This window comes from Amycolatopsis sp. NPDC034160, assembly GCF_055575355.1.
The window spans coordinates 444,423-460,154 of the sequence record NZ_JBVISU010000002.1; the positions used below are offsets into that span (position 1 = coordinate 444,423).

Annotated in this window: 13 protein-coding genes; 4 read left to right on the plus strand and 9 right to left on the minus strand. The window is 69.8% G+C overall.

Going from position 1 to position 15,732, the window contains the following annotated elements; genetic code table 11:
• Positions 1 to 58: 58 nt before the first annotated feature.
• Positions 59 to 1,000 carry a DMT family transporter gene (locus ACZ54P_RS07050; protein ID WP_465460592.1) on the minus strand — a complete coding sequence of 314 codons (942 nt, stop codon included), beginning with the start codon at positions 998 to 1,000 and terminating at the stop codon, positions 59 to 61.
• A gap of 101 nt (positions 1,001 to 1,101) precedes the next feature.
• Between ACZ54P_RS07050 and ACZ54P_RS07055 the strand changes: the two genes are divergently transcribed.
• Positions 1,102 to 2,040 carry a LysR family transcriptional regulator gene (locus ACZ54P_RS07055; protein WP_465460593.1) on the plus strand — a complete coding sequence of 313 codons (939 nt, stop codon included), beginning with the start codon at positions 1,102 to 1,104 and terminating at the stop codon, positions 2,038 to 2,040.
• A 1-nt stretch (position 2,041) separates the two neighbouring features.
• On the opposite strand, the gene ACZ54P_RS07060 is transcribed toward ACZ54P_RS07055, so the two are convergent.
• From ACZ54P_RS07060 to ACZ54P_RS07090, 7 genes are all read right to left on the minus strand, one after another.
• Positions 2,042 to 3,088 (minus strand): serine/threonine-protein kinase, encoded by a 1,047-nt coding sequence (locus ACZ54P_RS07060; RefSeq protein ID WP_465460594.1) that lies wholly within the window; start codon positions 3,086 to 3,088, stop codon positions 2,042 to 2,044.
• A gap of 13 nt (positions 3,089 to 3,101) precedes the next feature.
• Positions 3,102 to 4,718 (minus strand): serine/threonine-protein kinase, encoded by a 1,617-nt coding sequence (locus tag ACZ54P_RS07065; protein WP_465460595.1) that lies wholly within the window; start codon positions 4,716 to 4,718, stop codon positions 3,102 to 3,104.
• Between the two features lie 219 nt (positions 4,719 to 4,937).
• Positions 4,938 to 5,780, minus strand: coding sequence for a hypothetical protein (locus ACZ54P_RS07070; RefSeq protein ID WP_465460596.1), 843 nt, complete (start codon positions 5,778 to 5,780; stop codon positions 4,938 to 4,940).
• A 255-nt stretch (positions 5,781 to 6,035) separates the two neighbouring features.
• On the minus strand, positions 6,036 to 7,274 hold the full coding sequence (locus ACZ54P_RS07075) for a hypothetical protein (RefSeq protein WP_465460597.1): 1,239 nt from the start codon (positions 7,272 to 7,274) through the stop codon (positions 6,036 to 6,038).
• Positions 7,275 to 7,612: 338 nt separating this feature from the next.
• Positions 7,613 to 7,918, minus strand: coding sequence for a hypothetical protein (locus ACZ54P_RS07080; RefSeq protein ID WP_465460598.1), 306 nt, complete (start codon positions 7,916 to 7,918; stop codon positions 7,613 to 7,615).
• A gap of 216 nt (positions 7,919 to 8,134) precedes the next feature.
• Positions 8,135 to 8,422: a chorismate mutase gene (locus tag ACZ54P_RS07085; protein ID WP_465460599.1), complete on the minus strand. Its 288-nt coding sequence runs from the start codon at positions 8,420 to 8,422 to the stop codon at positions 8,135 to 8,137.
• 169 nt (positions 8,423 to 8,591) lie between these two features.
• Positions 8,592 to 9,011: a DUF1707 SHOCT-like domain-containing protein gene (locus ACZ54P_RS07090; RefSeq protein WP_465460600.1), complete on the minus strand. Its 420-nt coding sequence runs from the start codon at positions 9,009 to 9,011 to the stop codon at positions 8,592 to 8,594.
• A gap of 90 nt (positions 9,012 to 9,101) precedes the next feature.
• Here ACZ54P_RS07090 and pcrA point away from each other — a divergent pair, with 90 nt between their 5' ends.
• Positions 9,102 to 11,510: a DNA helicase PcrA gene (gene pcrA, locus ACZ54P_RS07095; RefSeq protein WP_465460601.1), complete on the plus strand. Its 2,409-nt coding sequence runs from the start codon at positions 9,102 to 9,104 to the stop codon at positions 11,508 to 11,510.
• A 673-nt stretch (positions 11,511 to 12,183) separates the two neighbouring features.
• On the opposite strand, the gene ACZ54P_RS07100 is transcribed toward pcrA, so the two are convergent.
• Positions 12,184 to 12,870, minus strand: a complete 687-nt coding sequence (locus ACZ54P_RS07100) for a M23 family metallopeptidase (protein WP_061983412.1) — start codon at positions 12,868 to 12,870, stop codon at positions 12,184 to 12,186.
• Positions 12,871 to 13,469: 599 nt separating this feature from the next.
• On the opposite strand from ACZ54P_RS07100, the gene ACZ54P_RS07105 reads away from it, so the two are divergent.
• Entirely contained in the window at positions 13,470 to 15,329 is a 1,860-nt protein-coding gene (locus ACZ54P_RS07105; protein WP_465460602.1) for a hypothetical protein, read from the plus strand.
• Entirely contained in the window at positions 15,326 to 15,685 is a 360-nt protein-coding gene (locus tag ACZ54P_RS07110; RefSeq protein WP_465460603.1) for a hypothetical protein, read from the plus strand. The genes ACZ54P_RS07105 and ACZ54P_RS07110 overlap by 4 nt, the downstream gene beginning before the upstream one ends.
• Positions 15,686 to 15,732: the final 47 nt, after the last annotated feature.

Genomic DNA, 15,732 nt, shown 5'->3' on the forward strand with positions numbered 1-15,732 from the left:
CGCCGGCCTGGGAGGTTGGGACCGGCGGGAGCGCGTTTAGCCCGCTAAACGCAGGTCGTCACGGCGTCGTCTCCCCGGCGGTGGCGAGGGGGCGCTCCGCCACCGGGGCGGTAGCAAAGGTCCCCCGCTCCCTCGGGCGGAGCCGCGTCAGCGCGACACCGCCCAGCACGACGACCATTCCCGCGATCACCTGGAAGTTCAGCGCCTCGGCCAGGAACACCGCCCCCAGCAGCACCGACACCACCGGCAGCAGATACCCGACGATCGAAGCCGCGACGGCGCCTTCGCTCGCGAGGAGCTGGTAGTTCAGCGCGAACGCGATCCCGGTCGACCCGATGCCCAAGATCATGACCGCCACGATCGCGCCGGTGCTCAGGTGCATCGGTTCGAAACCGCCCATCGGCATGGCGAGCAGGATGAACCCGGTCGCGAGCAGCATTTGCCCGCCGGCCAGCGAGAGCGGCGAGTCGCCGGTGCCGGTGAGGTATTTGCCCTCGTAGACGATGGCGAACCCGTAGCTCGCGGCCGCCGCGAGGCACGCCAGCGCGCCCCAGCTGACCAGCCCGGAGGCTTCCCACGGCGCGAAGATCAGCAGAATGCCGACGAGGCCGATGACCAAGCCCGCGACCCGCACCGCGGTCATCTTCGTCCGCGTGCCCATCATCGGCGCGGCCAGCAGCACCCACAGGGGTGTCGTCGAGTTCAGCACTCCGGTGATCCCCGAATCGACGGTCAGCTCGCCCCACGCGAACAGCAGGAACGGCAGCGCGTTGTGGAAGAACGCCGCGACCGCCAGATGTCCCCAGATCCGCCGTCCCGACGGCAGCCGGTCCCGGCCGAGGTAGCAGAGCCCGATCAGCACGGCCGTTCCCAGCGCCACCCGCGCCAGCACCAGCTGCACCGGGGAGAACGCGCCGAGCCCCAGTTTGATCCAGAAGAAACTCGATCCCCACATGAGCGCCAGCGCGCCGATCCGCAGCAGCGTCTTGGTCTCGCCCACCCCAGTCCTCCTTCTCGCCTGGCCCAGCTTCGCGGCGCCGACGCGTAAGGACAAGCGAAATTAACTGCAGGGAGGCTTAAGAAGAACTGTACGATCGGAGCATGCTGGACGTACGCCGCATGCAGGTCCTCCGAGCCGTGATCAGCAGTGGTTCGATCACCGCCGCCGCCCGGAATCTCGGCTACACACCTTCCGCGATCAGTCAGCAATTGTCCACCCTGGAAAGGGAAGCGGGCGTCGAACTGCTCGAACGGGTCGGCCGCGGCGTGCGGCCGACACCGGCCGGTTCGCTATTGTCCGAACACGCGGAAACGCTGAGCACCCAGCTCGCGAAGGCCGAGGCCGCGCTCACCGAACTCAAGGAAGGCCGCACCGGCAGGCTCGCGATCCGCTATTTCGCCACGGCCGGTGCCTCACTGGTCCCGTTGGCCGTCGCCGCGCTGCGCCGGGACTTCCCCGGCGTCCGCCTCGACCTGAAACTGGTCGAGCCCGACGATTCGATGCCCGAGATCGAGTCGGGTAAGGCCGACGTCGCGATGATCGTGCTTCCCACCAGCATGCCCAAGGTCAAGGGCGTCGAGTACGTGCACGTCCTCGACGACCCGTATCGCGCGATTCTGCCGAAAAACCACCGGCTCGCCCGTAAACGGGTCCTCGACCTCGCCGAACTCGCGGAGGATCCGTGGGTCGGCGTCGACGGTCTCCCCGGTGCCTGCCGCGACATCCTGCTCGACGCCTGCGGCGCGGCCGGATTCGCCCCGAACCATGTCGTCGAATCCGAGGATTATCAGACGGCGCAAGGGTTCGTGGCCGCCGGGCTCGGTGTCGCGCTGATCCCGGAACTCGGCCTCGGCGCCCCGCATCCCGGCGTCGCCATCCGCAAGGTCCGTCGGCCCGATCCGGTGCGCTCCATCCACGCGGCCGTCGCCGCGCACGCCAGGGATCACCCCGCGGTGCGACGATTTCTCAGCGCCATCCGCGAAGGCGCCCTGACCGGACAGGCAGGCGGGAGTGATCAGGTGGGCAGGAAAACCGGCTGAGCTAGATCAGGAACAGTTCCGCGAACAGCACCCCGATGAGGATCGCCGCGACCACGGCACCCGCGGTGATCAGCCACTTCCGGGTGTCCGCCGACTTCGGCGCGGCCGACGCGGGGGCGGGCTGGTACTGCGGCTGCTGCGGCGGCGCGTACTGCTGCGGCGCTTGATACTGCGGAGGCTGCTGCCGGACGAACTGCGGGACCGGCTGCTGCGGCGCCTGCGGCATCGGCACCGGCATCGAAGCGGGCACCGTGGGCATGGCGGGCGCCGTCGGCGGGATGAACGCCGTCTGCCGCCCCTCGGTGATCGCGCCCAGCGAGCGGACCGTGTCGGCCATCGTCGGCCGCGCGCTCGGATCGGCTCGCAGCATCTTGCGCAGCGCGCCCGCCAGCGGACCGGCGGTCTGCGGCGGCCGCTCCGACGACTCGCCGTCCTCGCCGAACGGCGGCACCCCTTCGACGGCGGTGTACAGCGTCGCGCCCAGCGAGAACACGTCGGAGGCCGAAGTCGCCGGTTCGCCGCGCGCCACCTCGGGCGCCCGGTACGCCGGACTCGGCCCGCCACCGGTGATGCCGATGTCGGTGAGCTTCACGCCGCCGTCGTCGGCCAGCAGGATCGTGCCCGGCTCGACCGTCCGGTGCACCACGCCTGCCTCGTGCATCGCGGCCAGCGCGCGGCCGAGCATGATGCCCAGCGCGGCGGCCTGTTCCGCGGTCAGCCTGCCGTGCTCGGCCAGGAAGGTCGCCATCCCGCGCGACGGGATGTACTCCATCACCAGCCACACGTCCGGACCGTCCGGGAGGACGTCGTACACCTTGATGGCGGTGGCGTGCTCGAACTTGGCCGCGTCCTTGCCCTCTTGGATGACGACGGCCTTGGCCTGCTCCGCCCGGTCCGGCGGCAGGCCGACGGGCAGATACATCCGCTTCATCGCGACCGTGCGCAGCAGTCGCGTGTCGAACGCCAGCCAGACGATGCCCGCCCGGCCGCGCCCGATGGGCTGGTCCAGGCGGTACCGGCCGCCGACGATGGAACCTTCAGAACTCAATTGCTGCCTCGGATCATGCTCCGCCGGGCTCACCGGTCTGGCTGGTCGGGGTCGTCGGCGTGGTCGACGGGGTCGGAGTCTTCGGCGGAGTCGGCGTGTCACTCGACTTCGGGGTCGACTTCGGCGTGGACGGCCGATCCGGCTCCTGGGGCTGGGTCGCCTTGCTCGACGTCTTCTTCGAGGACGTCGTCTCCTTGGGCGGCTCGGCCGATTGTGTCTCCGACGGCGGTTCCGTCGTCTCGGGAGCCGAAGACGGCGCGGAAGGAGACGGCTTCGTCGAGGAGTTCCCGACCTGCGCGGGCGTTTCCGGGTTGTTCGGGCTCAGCAGCCAGATACCCAGCGCGGCCAGCGCCACGACCACCACGCCGCCGATGATCGCGGGCTTCTTCCACGCGCCCGGCTTCTCGTCGTCGTCCTCGTCCACCGGGCTGGTCTGCGCCCGGGTGGGCGGCGGCGGAGGAGGCGGGGTGTCGTCGTCGTAGGGATCGTCGTCGTAGTCGCCCGCGGGTACCGGGACGGCGCGCGTGGGCGCCGGGCCGCCGCCGGGGTGGCCGCGTTCCGACAGCAGCGCCGTCTCGTCGTAGTTGTCGTACCCGTCGTAGTCGTTTTCCGGGTAGTTCGACGCGGGCGGCTGGTGGTAGTCGTCCTCGTCGTAGTACGAACCCGCCGCGGCCTGTTCGTCGAGAAGCGAACCCGAGTGCCCGGCAGACTCGCTGTCGAGGGCCTGGGTCACGCCCGCGCCCGCGAGACCGCCCGCGACCGGGGCGGCGAGCATGGTTTCGTCGGCGGGGCCGCCCAGCGGCGTCTCACCGCGCGCCACAGCGGCCAGCAGTTCTTCGCACTCTTCGGCGGTGGGCCGGTGCCGGATCTCCGGATGCAGCAGCACGGCCAGCACGCTGGCGAGCGGGCCGGACTGACGCGGCGGGATGATCTGCCCGGCCGCGACGGCGTGCAACAGGCTCAGCGTGTTCTCGCTGAGGCCGAACGGGGGCTGGCCTTCGCAGGCCGCGTAGAGCGTCGAGCCGAGCGAGAAGACGTCGGACTCCGGGCCGGGGTCGCCACCGATGGCGACCTCGGGCGCCAGGTAGGCGGGCGTGCCGGCGATCATCCCGGTCTTGGTGACCGTGACGTCGTCCTTGGCCCGGGAGATGCCGAAGTCGGTGATCTTCACAGTGCCGTTGGGGGCGAGCAGGATGTTGCCGGGTTTGATGTCCCGGTGCACGATGCCGACGGCGTGCGCCTCGGTCAGCGCCGCCGCGACCTGCGCGCCGATCCGGGCCACCTCGATCGGCGGGAGCGTCCGCTCCTCCTGCAGCACCTGGGCGAGGCTGGTGGAGTTCAGGTACTCCATGATCAGGCACGGCTGCCCGTTGTCGTCGGTGACGACGTCGAACACCGAGATGGCGTTCGGGTGGTGCAGCCTGGCGGCGATCCGGCCCTCACGCATGGTGCGCTGGCGGGCGTCCTCGGCACCTTGGGCTTCGAGGCCGGGCTGCAGCAGCAACTGCTTGATCGCCACCGTGCGGCCGAGTACCTCGTCGTGCGCTTGCCAGACGGCACCCATCGCGCCCGTGCCGATCCGCCCGACGATGCGATATCGACCGGCGACCAGGCGACCCTCGTCGCTCACGCGACCTCCCTTTGGGCTCCGTCTTCACGTGGCGGAGTCGTCCGCGCACGCGGTGCGGCCTTCAGCACGCCACAGCCTTGGAGCGTATGCACATGTAGTGGTCTGTGTGCCGGCTTTTCCGAGACCGACTCGTGACAAGGCTAGGCGCTCACTCTGCGCACACACACGCGGCACGCTCTGATCGCCCTGGGTAGAGGGCACTTCAACGCCGGGTATCCGTCACATGTGCTGCGCCGACAGCAGCCGTGCGTCCGTGATGAGGCCCGTCGCCCGGTCGGCGAATTCCAGCACCTGCGTGACCCGCACCAGGCCGCCGTCCGGGTTGCGCATGGTCACCACGGCGAGGATGGTGCCGTCGGCCTGTTCCCGGATGTCCTGGATCTGGATGGCGTCCATCGAGCTCCACGCCTGGATGAGCTGACCCGCCTCGGACTCGGCCAGCACCGGCGCGAGCAGCGTCAGCGCGCCGCCGGGATCGGCGTCGACGGTCTGATAGAACTTCCGGACCGCGTCGATCTTGTCCTCGGTCGTGCTGACCGCGTCGGGCTTGGTGACCGGCTTCGAGCTGGAGCTGCTGGACGCCGAACCCTGCCGCGCGACCGAACCCGAGCCGGTGCCCGAAGAGGGGTGGGGCGTCGTGCTGGTGCCCGCCGGGGCCGATGTCTCGCGCTTCTCTTGCGGCTCGGAGGAGTCCGGGACGGCGAGCCCGCCGAGCGCGGCGGCTCCGCTCATCACTTCGGACGCTCCGGCGCCCGGCGCCGGGTTCTGCCGCTGGGTCCCCGCGAGCACGCCCGCGGTGACGACGGCGCCCGCGACGAGCAGTCCGGCGGCGACCAGGCCTGCCAGCTTCGCCCGCCGGGCACTGCGGCTTTCCGGCTCTTCTTCCGGCTCGTGCCGCGGCGACGGCTCTTCGCGGGTACGGGCGGGAACGAACTTCTGCGGCTCGCGGAAGACCTGCTCGAGGTACTCGCGGTCGACGCGGGTGTCGTTCAGGATCTCTTCCGGGATGACGTCCTCGACACGTACGGCGTCCTCACGCCGGATGCGCTGTCGATCAAGCACGAAATTCCTCGCTCTGGTCCGGGGCAGGCGCTGGGCCGTTCGGCCGACGCCTCTGGTCCGCGCGGCCGTCTTCTGAACGGTGCGGACCCTGCTGTCGTCAGGTAACCCTGTGGAGACGGTCCGCGGCCAGGCTCTGTCGCCGGAATGCCGTCGCGATACGACGAACGGCAGCTTATGTCACCCACCCGGACCAGGGACAACCGCTCGCCGCACCGCACGTGCAGAGGAACGGCACACCTGCACGTGCGTGACCACCTACATGCCGTCGTCGACGATCTTGTCGTCGTCACCGAAGGTCAAGGTGCGCTGTTCCATGGTCTTCGTCCCGTCTTTGTGAGTGACCTCGACGGTGTTGACCGTGACGCCTCGGCGCTGGTCGATGCTGACCTTCTTCACCTCGAAATAGGCGACGTCGGCGTAGCGCTCACGCAGGCCCTGCGCGCCTTCTTCGCGGAGACCGCCCGAGGTGACGTCGGAGGCCTGGTGCGGGTCGGTGGTGACGGTGTTGAGGAAGAGTTCGGTGTTGTCGCCCATCGCCTGCGCGTCCGGCTGCGACGCGTACCAGGGGGCGGGGGTGGTCGTGCGGTCGGCGGGGGTGATCGGCGGCTTCTGCGGCCGGTCGCTCGACGGCGGCGCGGGCTGACCGGTCGTGACCGGCCCGCCCGAGCCGGGCCGCGACCCGTCGGTGCCGGGGCTCTCGCTGTCGGAGGAGGTGCCGGAGTTGGCGGCACTGCGGTCGTCACGGGTGGGGAAGTCGGACTCGGACCCGGACGGGTTGCCCGCCGCGCCGCCCTGGGGGTGCGTGGTCGGGTTCGCGGCGAGCCCTTCGTTGGTCATCGGGCTGCCGCCGCGGTAACCGGGCCAGCCGCCCTGGCTTTGTTGCTCCGGGAGTGGCTTGCCCACCAGGAAGGAACCGGCGAAAAGCAAGCCGACGACGACGAGCGCGGACGCGGCGGCGGCGAACCAGGCGGCTTTGCGCCAGGTCTTGGGCGGGGTCACCGAAGCGGGCACCGAACCGAGGTCGAAGGTGCTCAGGCCGTCGATGGGCGGGGCCAGGTAGACACGGACGTCGTCGTCGTTCTCCACTGGTTCGGGACGGCGGGGGGCGGGCGCGGCCAGTGTCACCTTCGTGCGCTGGGCTGCCTTCGCGCGCCGTTCCTCGGCGGAGAGCCGAGGGGGTTCGGCCAAGGAGACTTCGACGCGGACCGGGCGTTCCACGGGGACCTCGCGAGCGGGCTGGGGGAGCGGCAGACGGCCGCTCGACGGGGCGTAGCCGGGGCTCGGCGCCCTCCTGTTCCGCGGTGGCGGCAGAGGAAGGGAACCGGTGGAGGGCGGGGCGAACTCGCTGTGCCCGTGCTGCCCGTGCCCGGTCGGGCGCTGCCGCCTCGGCGGCACAGGTGGGGTCCAGCTCTCGGTGCCACCGGCCCGGTGACGGCCCGCGTGCGTGGTGCCGTTCCGTCTGGTCCGTCCCTGGTGTTCCGCCCAGCCGTTCATGTCCGAGCGACCCCCTCATGGGCCGCCCCTGACGGCGAAGTGACACTGGTTAAGCCGAACAGAGCAGCGGTTTCACGGGATCCCTCGCGAGCAGACTCCCGGGCACTCTCGCGAGCAAATGCACGCGCATGCGACTGTGGGCGCGCGGGGCCAATGCCCCCGCGCGCCATCCGGGCATCGCCCGACCCAGACGCAAGGGTCCTCACGGGATCCACACTAAAAGCTCGACACCCGCAAGTCTTCACCCACTCTGCAAGTTGCAGATGTTTCACTCGGTCGGGCGCGACCGTATGGGCCGGAGTGACGCTACGGAGTGTTATTCCCGCTGGTGACGCCGGTCAATTGCCGCTGCGGTACTTCTGCTGGGTCGACTGCAGGGCTTTAGTGGCCGTTACTCCACTACCCGCTGCGAGCAAAATGGCGATGATGTCGAGCGTTGTTCCCCCACTAGTGAGCAACCAGGCGAGGAGCGAGGCCGCGGTGGTACCGCCCGCGATCGCCCAGCGTGTCTTGACGTACTGGGCGATGGGCGCCCCGCCCGCTCGCTTACCCGCCGCGTTGTTCAACATGGCGAGATAACCGAGATGGCCCAACGCGGCGAGCACACCGGCGATCGCGATGATGACGGCGATGAGGTTAATCATGACTCTATTGTTTATCGCGCTGTTCGCGATCGTGCTGCCAGGGCGCGACTATCGTCCGATCGTTACGTGAACCCCGAGGGCGCCCTGCCAGCACGATCGCGAGGCCTGGCGGCCGACAAAGGCGCGCGACCTCAAGGGATCAAGAGACCTTGGTCACGTCAGCTTCGGTCACGCCCGCCTTGGTCCCGCCGGTCTCGGAGGAGCAGGGGACCTTTGCTATCGCCCCAGCCTGCCCCGGCCCAGGTTCAGCAGCGCCATCGCCAGCTGCCGTCCCTCCGGCCCGAGTTCGCGGTAGCGGGCCAGCACGTCCATCTCACGGTTGTAGACGATCCTGGTGCCGCCCGCGGCCATCCTGGCGGCGCCGATCGTCTTGGAGACCTCGACGCGGCGTTTGACCAGCCGCAGGATCTCGCTGTCGAGCCAGTCGATCTCCTTGCGGAGTTCGCCGATCTCCTCGGCGGTGGCGATGGGTTCTTCGGCATCCGGCTTCTGCGTGGTGTTCATCGGGACCTCTCTTCGGTCCGGATTCCCTGCTGGCCCCCGGAACGGCGAAAGCCCCGGGTCCGTGGACTCCGGGGCTTCGGGTGATGGCGTTTCGGGCACTACGCGATCACGGGAGCCGGTGTCCGGATCCCGTAAAAAAATCGGAACGCGTGGTGCTGCACACCGATCATTATGCCACAACGACGCCATCACCCGGCCGGAAGCCGCTACGGGCCCCGCGGACGCGCGCGTGCACGAGCACGCTCATGGCGAGCCAGAACATCGGCATCGCCGGCCAGAAGAACGGCACGCCCGAAACCGTCCAGCGGACGATCAACAGCACCGAGAACACGACGGCGATCGCGACATGGATCCGCACCGCCGGATGCCCGAAGGCGACCGGACGCCGCTTCGGGACGGGTTTCGGCAGATCCGAGGTGAGCTTCTCGAGTTCGTCTGTGTACTTGGTGGAATACACAGTGCCGAGCCGCTCTTCTACCTCTTCGAGGGAGAGACGGCCTTCGCCGCCGGCGGCCTGGATGAGCGAGGCGACCCGCTCACGGTCGGTGTCGGCCGCCCTGGTCCGGGAGGGAATTCCGTTGGTGTCCATGGCATCCGATCCTCCGCCGCGCACACCGCTCGCGCGTCGGACGGCAGGCGACAACGACGCCTACGCCCGGCGCTGTAGCGTGGACCGGCGATGAACACCCTCTTCGATCTCCCAGCGGACGGCCCGGCCAAGCCCCGGCACACGGACCTGCTCGACGACCTGAACCCGGCGCAACGCGAGGCCGTGACCCACGCGGGCGCACCGCTGCTGGTCGTCGCGGGCGCGGGCTCGGGCAAGACCCGGGTTCTGACCAGGCGGATCGCGTACCTGCTGGCCGAGCGGGACGTGCACCCCGGCCAGATCATGGCGATCACGTTCACCAACAAGGCGGCCGCGGAGATGCGGGAGCGGGTGAGCGACCTCGTCGGCCGTCGCGCGAACGCCATGTGGGTGTCGACGTTCCACTCCATGTGCGTGCGGATCCTGCGCCGTGAGGCCAAAACGCTGGAGATGTCGTCGAGTTTCTCCATCTACGACTCGGACGACACGAAGCGGCTCATCACCCTCGTCGCCCGCGATCTCGACATCGACCCGAAGAAGTACGCGGCGCGCACGCTGGCCGTGCACATCTCGAACCTCAAGAACGAGCTCGTCGACCCGGAGACGGCGTCGTCGAACGCGGCCAACGACCTGGAGCGCCGGGTCGCCGAGGTCTACGTCGAGTACCAGCGGCGGTTGAACCAGGCCAACGCGTTCGACTTCGACGACCTCATCATGCGGACGGTCGAACTCCTGCAGACCTTCCCGGACGTCGCCGAGTACTACCGGCGGCGGTTCCGGCACGTCCTGGTCGACGAGTACCAGGACACGAACCACGCGCAGTACACGCTGATCCGCGAACTGGTCGGCACCGAGGCGAACGAGGCGGGTATCGACCCCGCCGAACTGTGCGTCGTGGGTGACGCGGACCAGTCGATCTACGCCTTCCGCGGCGCCACCATCCGCAACATCGAGGAATTCGAACGCGACTTCCCGAACGCGCGGACCGTGCTGCTGGAACAGAACTACCGCTCGACCCAGACGATCCTCTCGGCGGCGAACGGCGTCATCGCCCGCAACCCCAACAGGCGCGCGAAGCGGCTGTGGACCGACGCCGGTGACGGCGAAAAGATCGTCGGCTACGTCGCGGACAACGAGCACGACGAAGCGGCGTTCGTCGCGGGCGAGATCGACGCGCTGGCGGACAAGGGCGAAGCGGACTACTCCGACGTCGCTGTCTTCTACCGCACCAACAACCAGTCCCGTGTCTTCGAAGAGATCTTCATCCGGCTCGGCCTGCCCTACAAGGTCGTCGGCGGCGTGCGGTTCTACGAACGGCGCGAGGTCCGCGACATGCTCGCGTACCTGAGGGTGCTGGCGAACCCGGAGGACACGGTCAGCCTGCGTCGCGTCCTCAACGTCCCCAAACGCGGCATCGGCGACCGCGCCGAAGCGGTCATCGCGACCTACGCCGAGCGGGAGCGCGTCTCGTTCGCGCAGGCGCTGCGCGGGGCGGTCAACGGTGAGGTGCCGCTGCTGAACCCGCGCTCCGCCAAGGCGATCACCGGTTTCGTCGAGTTGCTGGACGAACTCGGCGAGATCGTCGAAAGCGGTGCCGAGGTCGCCGACATCCTCGAGGCGGTCCTGGAGCGCACCGGGTATCGCGCGGAACTCGAGGAGTCCGACGACCCGCAGGACGCGTCGCGGGTGGAGAACCTGACGGAACTCGTCACCGTCGCGCGGGAATTCACCGAATTCACCGCCGAGGTCGCCGGACCGGAGGGCGAACTGCCCGAGATCGACCCCGGAGTGCCGGAGCCGGGCTCGCTGCCCGCGTTCCTGGAGCGGGTTTCGCTGGTGGCGGACGCGGACTCGATCCCCGCGGCCGACGGCGGGGATGACGGCGACGGGCACGACTCGGGTGTGGTCACGTTGATGACCGTGCACACCGCGAAGGGCCTCGAATACCCCGTCGTCTTCTGTACGGGCTGGGAGGACGGGATCTTTCCGCATATGCGTGCGCTCGGGGACCCGACCGAACTGGCCGAAGAGCGACGGCTCGCCTACGTCGCGATCACGCGGGCCAGGAAACGGCTGTACGTCTCCCGTTCGATGGTGCGTTCCGCTTGGGGGCAGCCGCAGATGAACCCGGCTTCGCGGTTCCTCGACGAACTTCCCGGCGAACTGGTCGATTGGCGCAGGCTCGCACCGTCGCCGTCCTCCGGTGGTTTCGGTTCTTCGGGCGGTTCGCCGCGCGCGGCTACGACCTGGGGCCGCCGTGGAGGCGGTACCTCGTCGCCGTCGGGTTCGCCGGGCACGAGCCCGTTCGGCAAGGGCTGGAAGGACGCCGTCGCGCTCAAGCTCGACGTCGGGGACAGGGTCAGCCACGACAAGTACGGGCTCGGGACCGTCATCGCCTGCGACGGCGCCGGTCCGCGGGCCACCGCGACCATCGACTTCGGTGCCGCCGGCAAGGTCCGGCTGATGCTCATCGGCAGCGTTCCGATGGTCAAACTTTAGCCCTGACCTGCGGTTTCATCCCCGCGCTCGAAAACTGTCGGACCCTTCCCGTATACCTGTGCCATCGAACACGAGTTCGATGCGCTGGGGTATGCTGGCCGAGCCGGTGTACCCCCATCAGGGGAGGGGGCGCACGGTGTGGACGGGGTCTTGTTTGGGGTTCTCGCGGGTGGGGTATTGGAGTACTTGCGGGGTGTTGAAGAAGGGGCGGGATCGGATCGGGGTCCGGAACCGCCAGAAGTGCTCAGGCTGGTCGCGGCCTGGCGCGCGTTACTGCGGATGCACGAACCGGACGGGGCCGGACGGTGTGTCGTATGCGGGCACGCGCGGCGATGGCTGTTCGGGCCGCGGCCAGCCGGGTGCCGGGATCCTTCGCGGGGATTTTCCGCCCGATCGCTGCCGTTCAGGCGGCGCCCGGCGGGCCTGTGCACAGTGTGGCAAGTCGCGGTCGGGTACTTCTTCCGAAGACTACCCGGCGGCGTCACGTGAGGGCTCTGAGAGCCCGGAATTCGCTACTGGAGTGGTCACAGTTGCTGGAGTGGGCACAGCTTTCACGGTCGGCGCGGCTTTTGGAGTAGCTACAGCCTTTGTAGAGGCGCGCCAGAGCGTCGTTGCCCGGCGCGCCTATGTCCCAGGCGGGATTACCGGTGTAGCAAGGGAAAACGAGGCTCGATCAGCCGACGTTGACGCCACGGGCGGCGAGCCACGGGCGCGGGTCGATCTTCTTCGTGCCGTTCTGCCACACCTCGAAGTGCAGGTGCGGGCCGGTGCTCTGGCCGCGGTTGCCGACCTCGGCGATCTCCTCGCCGCACTTGACCTTCTGGCCTTCGCGCACGGAGAACGAGTTCATGTGGCCGTAGACGTGGATCGTGCCGTCGGCGAGCTGGACCTTGACCCAGAGGCCGAAACCGCTGGCGGGGCCCGCCTCGATGACCGTGCCGTCGGAGGCCGCGACGATCGGGGTGCCGATCGGGGCCGCGATGTCGATGCCGAGGTGGCTCGTGCCCCACCGGGCACCGAAGCCCGAGGTGAAGGTGCCCTTTGCAGGCATGCAGGTCTTGGGCCGTTTGGCCTCTTCTTCGGCCTTGCGGGCCGCTTCGGCCTCACGCTTGACGCGGGCCTGGGTGATGCTGTTGTTCTCCGAGAGCTTCTGGGCCTCGGCCGAGGCGTTCGTCGCCTGGCTGGTCGGGAGCAGTTCGGGGGCGCCACCACCGGCTCCGCCGCCGAGGGCGAACGAAGCGCTCGCGTCCTGGGTGCTGGCCAGCGGGGTGACGGCGGCGTCCGAGGATTCCGAAACGGACTTCAGGGTCTGCCCGGCAGCGGCGGCCGCGAAGGCGCCGGCAGCGACGGCTGCGACCACGACACGACCGCGAAGGGCGGAGGACGGGGGCGACAGGCGGTGCGAGCCCCGGACGCGGACGACCGCACCATCCAGTGCGTTCTCGAGCGCCGGGGAAGGAGCTTGGCCGCCGGGGGAGCGGTGTGAAGCCAAGACGGGGCCTTCCATGTTCGGGGAGTCTGATCAAGAGCCCGGGCGGGGGAACCCGGTGAACGACCTCGGGGGTGGTTCGTTCGGTGCTCTCATTCGTGATCTGACTGTAATGGGGACGCGGGAACAGTAACGAAGCGGTACCCCCAACAGCAAGATCTGACGGCCTCCTCGGCCGAACGGGCGACGACGATCTGGCCCTTGTCCAGTGAAGATTACCCAAAGTTAGAGGAGGTTTACTCGTAACCTTGTGACTTGCGTTACAGGTTCATGCGGCCGTTCGGGGGTACTGAGGGGCCCGGAAGGAGGCGAACGAGGGAAATAACCGGTTGCCCAGTGATGTTGAAGGAGGTTTATCCGCTGTAGACCCCCTCAGCGCCCGCTGCGACGCCCACTGCGACCTGCCCGCGACCTAACGCCGCGACCTGCTGCCGCGCCCGTGCGAGCCCGGCTTGCTAGCGTCGCCGTCGATGACTTCGCGCTCACGGCACCCTGGTGACGAATCCGCAGGACCCGCGGAATCCGCCGGGCAGGCCGCCCCCGGGACCGTGTCCGCCGAACTTCTCCGGAGCGAACCGGGCGCCCGCCCGCGGGCCCTCCTGCTGTCGGCGGGGTTGGTTTCGGCCGGTGCGGTCGCGCTGGCGGCCGGTGCGCTGATGCCCGTCGTCCGGGACGGCTCGGCCGGGTTCACCGCCGGACCGCTGCTGGTGGTGGTGCTGGCCTTGGCGCCCGCGGCGGTCGTGCTCTACGCCGTGGCGACGGGACGTCCGGGACTCGCGGCCGGGCTGGTGCTCGGCCTGACCGCGCTCGCGCCCGGACGGCTGCTGCTGGATCTGCAGTTGCTCGCGGACGGATCGCTCGCCTCACGTCCGGAACTGTTCCTCGCCGACCGCCTGCTCGCGATGCCTCAGGTGGGACCCGGGCTGTGGGCGCTGGTGGTGGGGCATCTGCTGACCCTCGCCGCCGGGGTGTTCGCCGCGGGAACCGCGCGCGACGAGTCGGAACTGGCGGGCGCGCTCGACGGTCAGCGTCGCTGGCGGCTGCTCGGGCCCGTGCTCGCGGTGGCAGGCGGGCTCAGTTCGCTGCTGCCGCCGCTCGGCTCGGACAACGCGTACCTCCTGGCGAAGAACGCTTTCGAGGCGCCGACGGTCGCGATGGCCGGGTACCTGCTGCTCGCGGCCTTGCTCCCGTTGACCGTGCTCGTGGCGGTGAGTTCGCCCTCGGCCGGGGTCGCCAAGGGCGGGTTCGCCGGCGCGGCGCTGGCCGCTCTCGCGGTCGGCGTGCCGCCGGTGGTCGCGGGGCTGGTCGTGGACAGGCTCTCGGTCGCGCCGGGTTCGGTGGTGGTGACCATCGCGGGTCTGGCACTGCTGGGACTGGCCTTCACCCGGTTCGACGTCGCCGAGAGCGGTGAGGCGGCGACCGGCGACCTGGCCGGTGAAGCCAAGCTGCCCGGATTGTTCTGGTGGCGGTCGGCGACCGGCGGACTGGCGCTGCTCGCCGCGGGGTCCGCGGTCGCGGGCGCGTTGACCCCGGTGCTGAAGGCCAACGGAGCGACGCCCGTGCCGGAGACGCCGTCGCGGTGGCTCCTGCTCGGCGCCGCCGTCGCGCTCGCCGTTCCGGCGCTGTTCGTCTTCGTGCCCAAGCTTTCGGCGTTCGCCAGGGGAGTCGTCGCGGCGACCTGGGCCGGGGTCGTCCTCGCGGGCGCGGCCGTGCTGAGCGCGGCCCTGTCCGTGACCGAGGACAAGGCGGTCGACCCGGCGCGGTTCGGCGTCGATCTCCCGCTGCCGGACAAGGTCGGCTTCTCGGCGGGCCCGGGTGTCACGTGGACGTTCATCGCGCTCGTACTGGCGGCCGTGGCCGCGCTCGCCGCCGTGGTCACCGGGGTCGTCGAGCGTGACGACAACGACGCCACCGCCGCCGACGACGACGGGCTGGACGGCACGCGGGCGAACGGCACCGTGCTCACCCCGGTCGTCGCGGCGGCGGTGCTGGCGATCGCCGCGTTCGGCACGCCCGTGTTCACCGCCTCCGGCTACACCGCGCCGGGGTTGTGGTCGGACTTCGGCGCGGCGTCGTGGGGCCTGCTCGGCGCGCTCGCGGTCGTGCTCGGCCTGTACGCGCTCGTCGTGCGCTCGCGTCCGGTCGCCGCCGCGTCGGCGCTGACCGGCGCCGCGCTGGTACTCGGCCTGCGCGCGGCGGAGCTGCCGCTTGTCGGTTCGGAGTACGAGGGCGCCTCGGCGGGTGTCGGGTTCTGGCTCGCGCTGAGCGCCGCCGTCGTCTCCCTCGCCGCGGCCGCGATGGCCGTCGCGGGTTCGAGGCGGTCTGAATGACGCGACGCCTCCTTCGTGTCGTACTGGCCGAGTTCGGCGTCGACGACGGTTCGGCTGTCACGCTCGCGAGGTTGATGCGGGACGACGGGGTCGAGGTCGTCTACTCCGGGCGTCTCGACACCGCCGAGCAAGTGGTCCGGACGGCCGAACAGGAGGATCCGGACGTCCTCGGTGTCGTCCGAGGCGAGAGTGAGCCGGAGGGTCTCGCCGAAGCGCTCCCGGGCGTTCTCCTCTTCGCGGTCGGTAACGGCCCCAGCCGGTTCGACAACGCCTTCGAAACCCTGGAAGAGGCCGCGAACTGGGTCTCCGGTGTGCGGTCTCACACCGTGGAAACACCGTCTGACCGCGTACGGTGACCGACTTCACCAGGTGCGGAGTCCCCTGCTTCTGCGCAGGTCGCTAA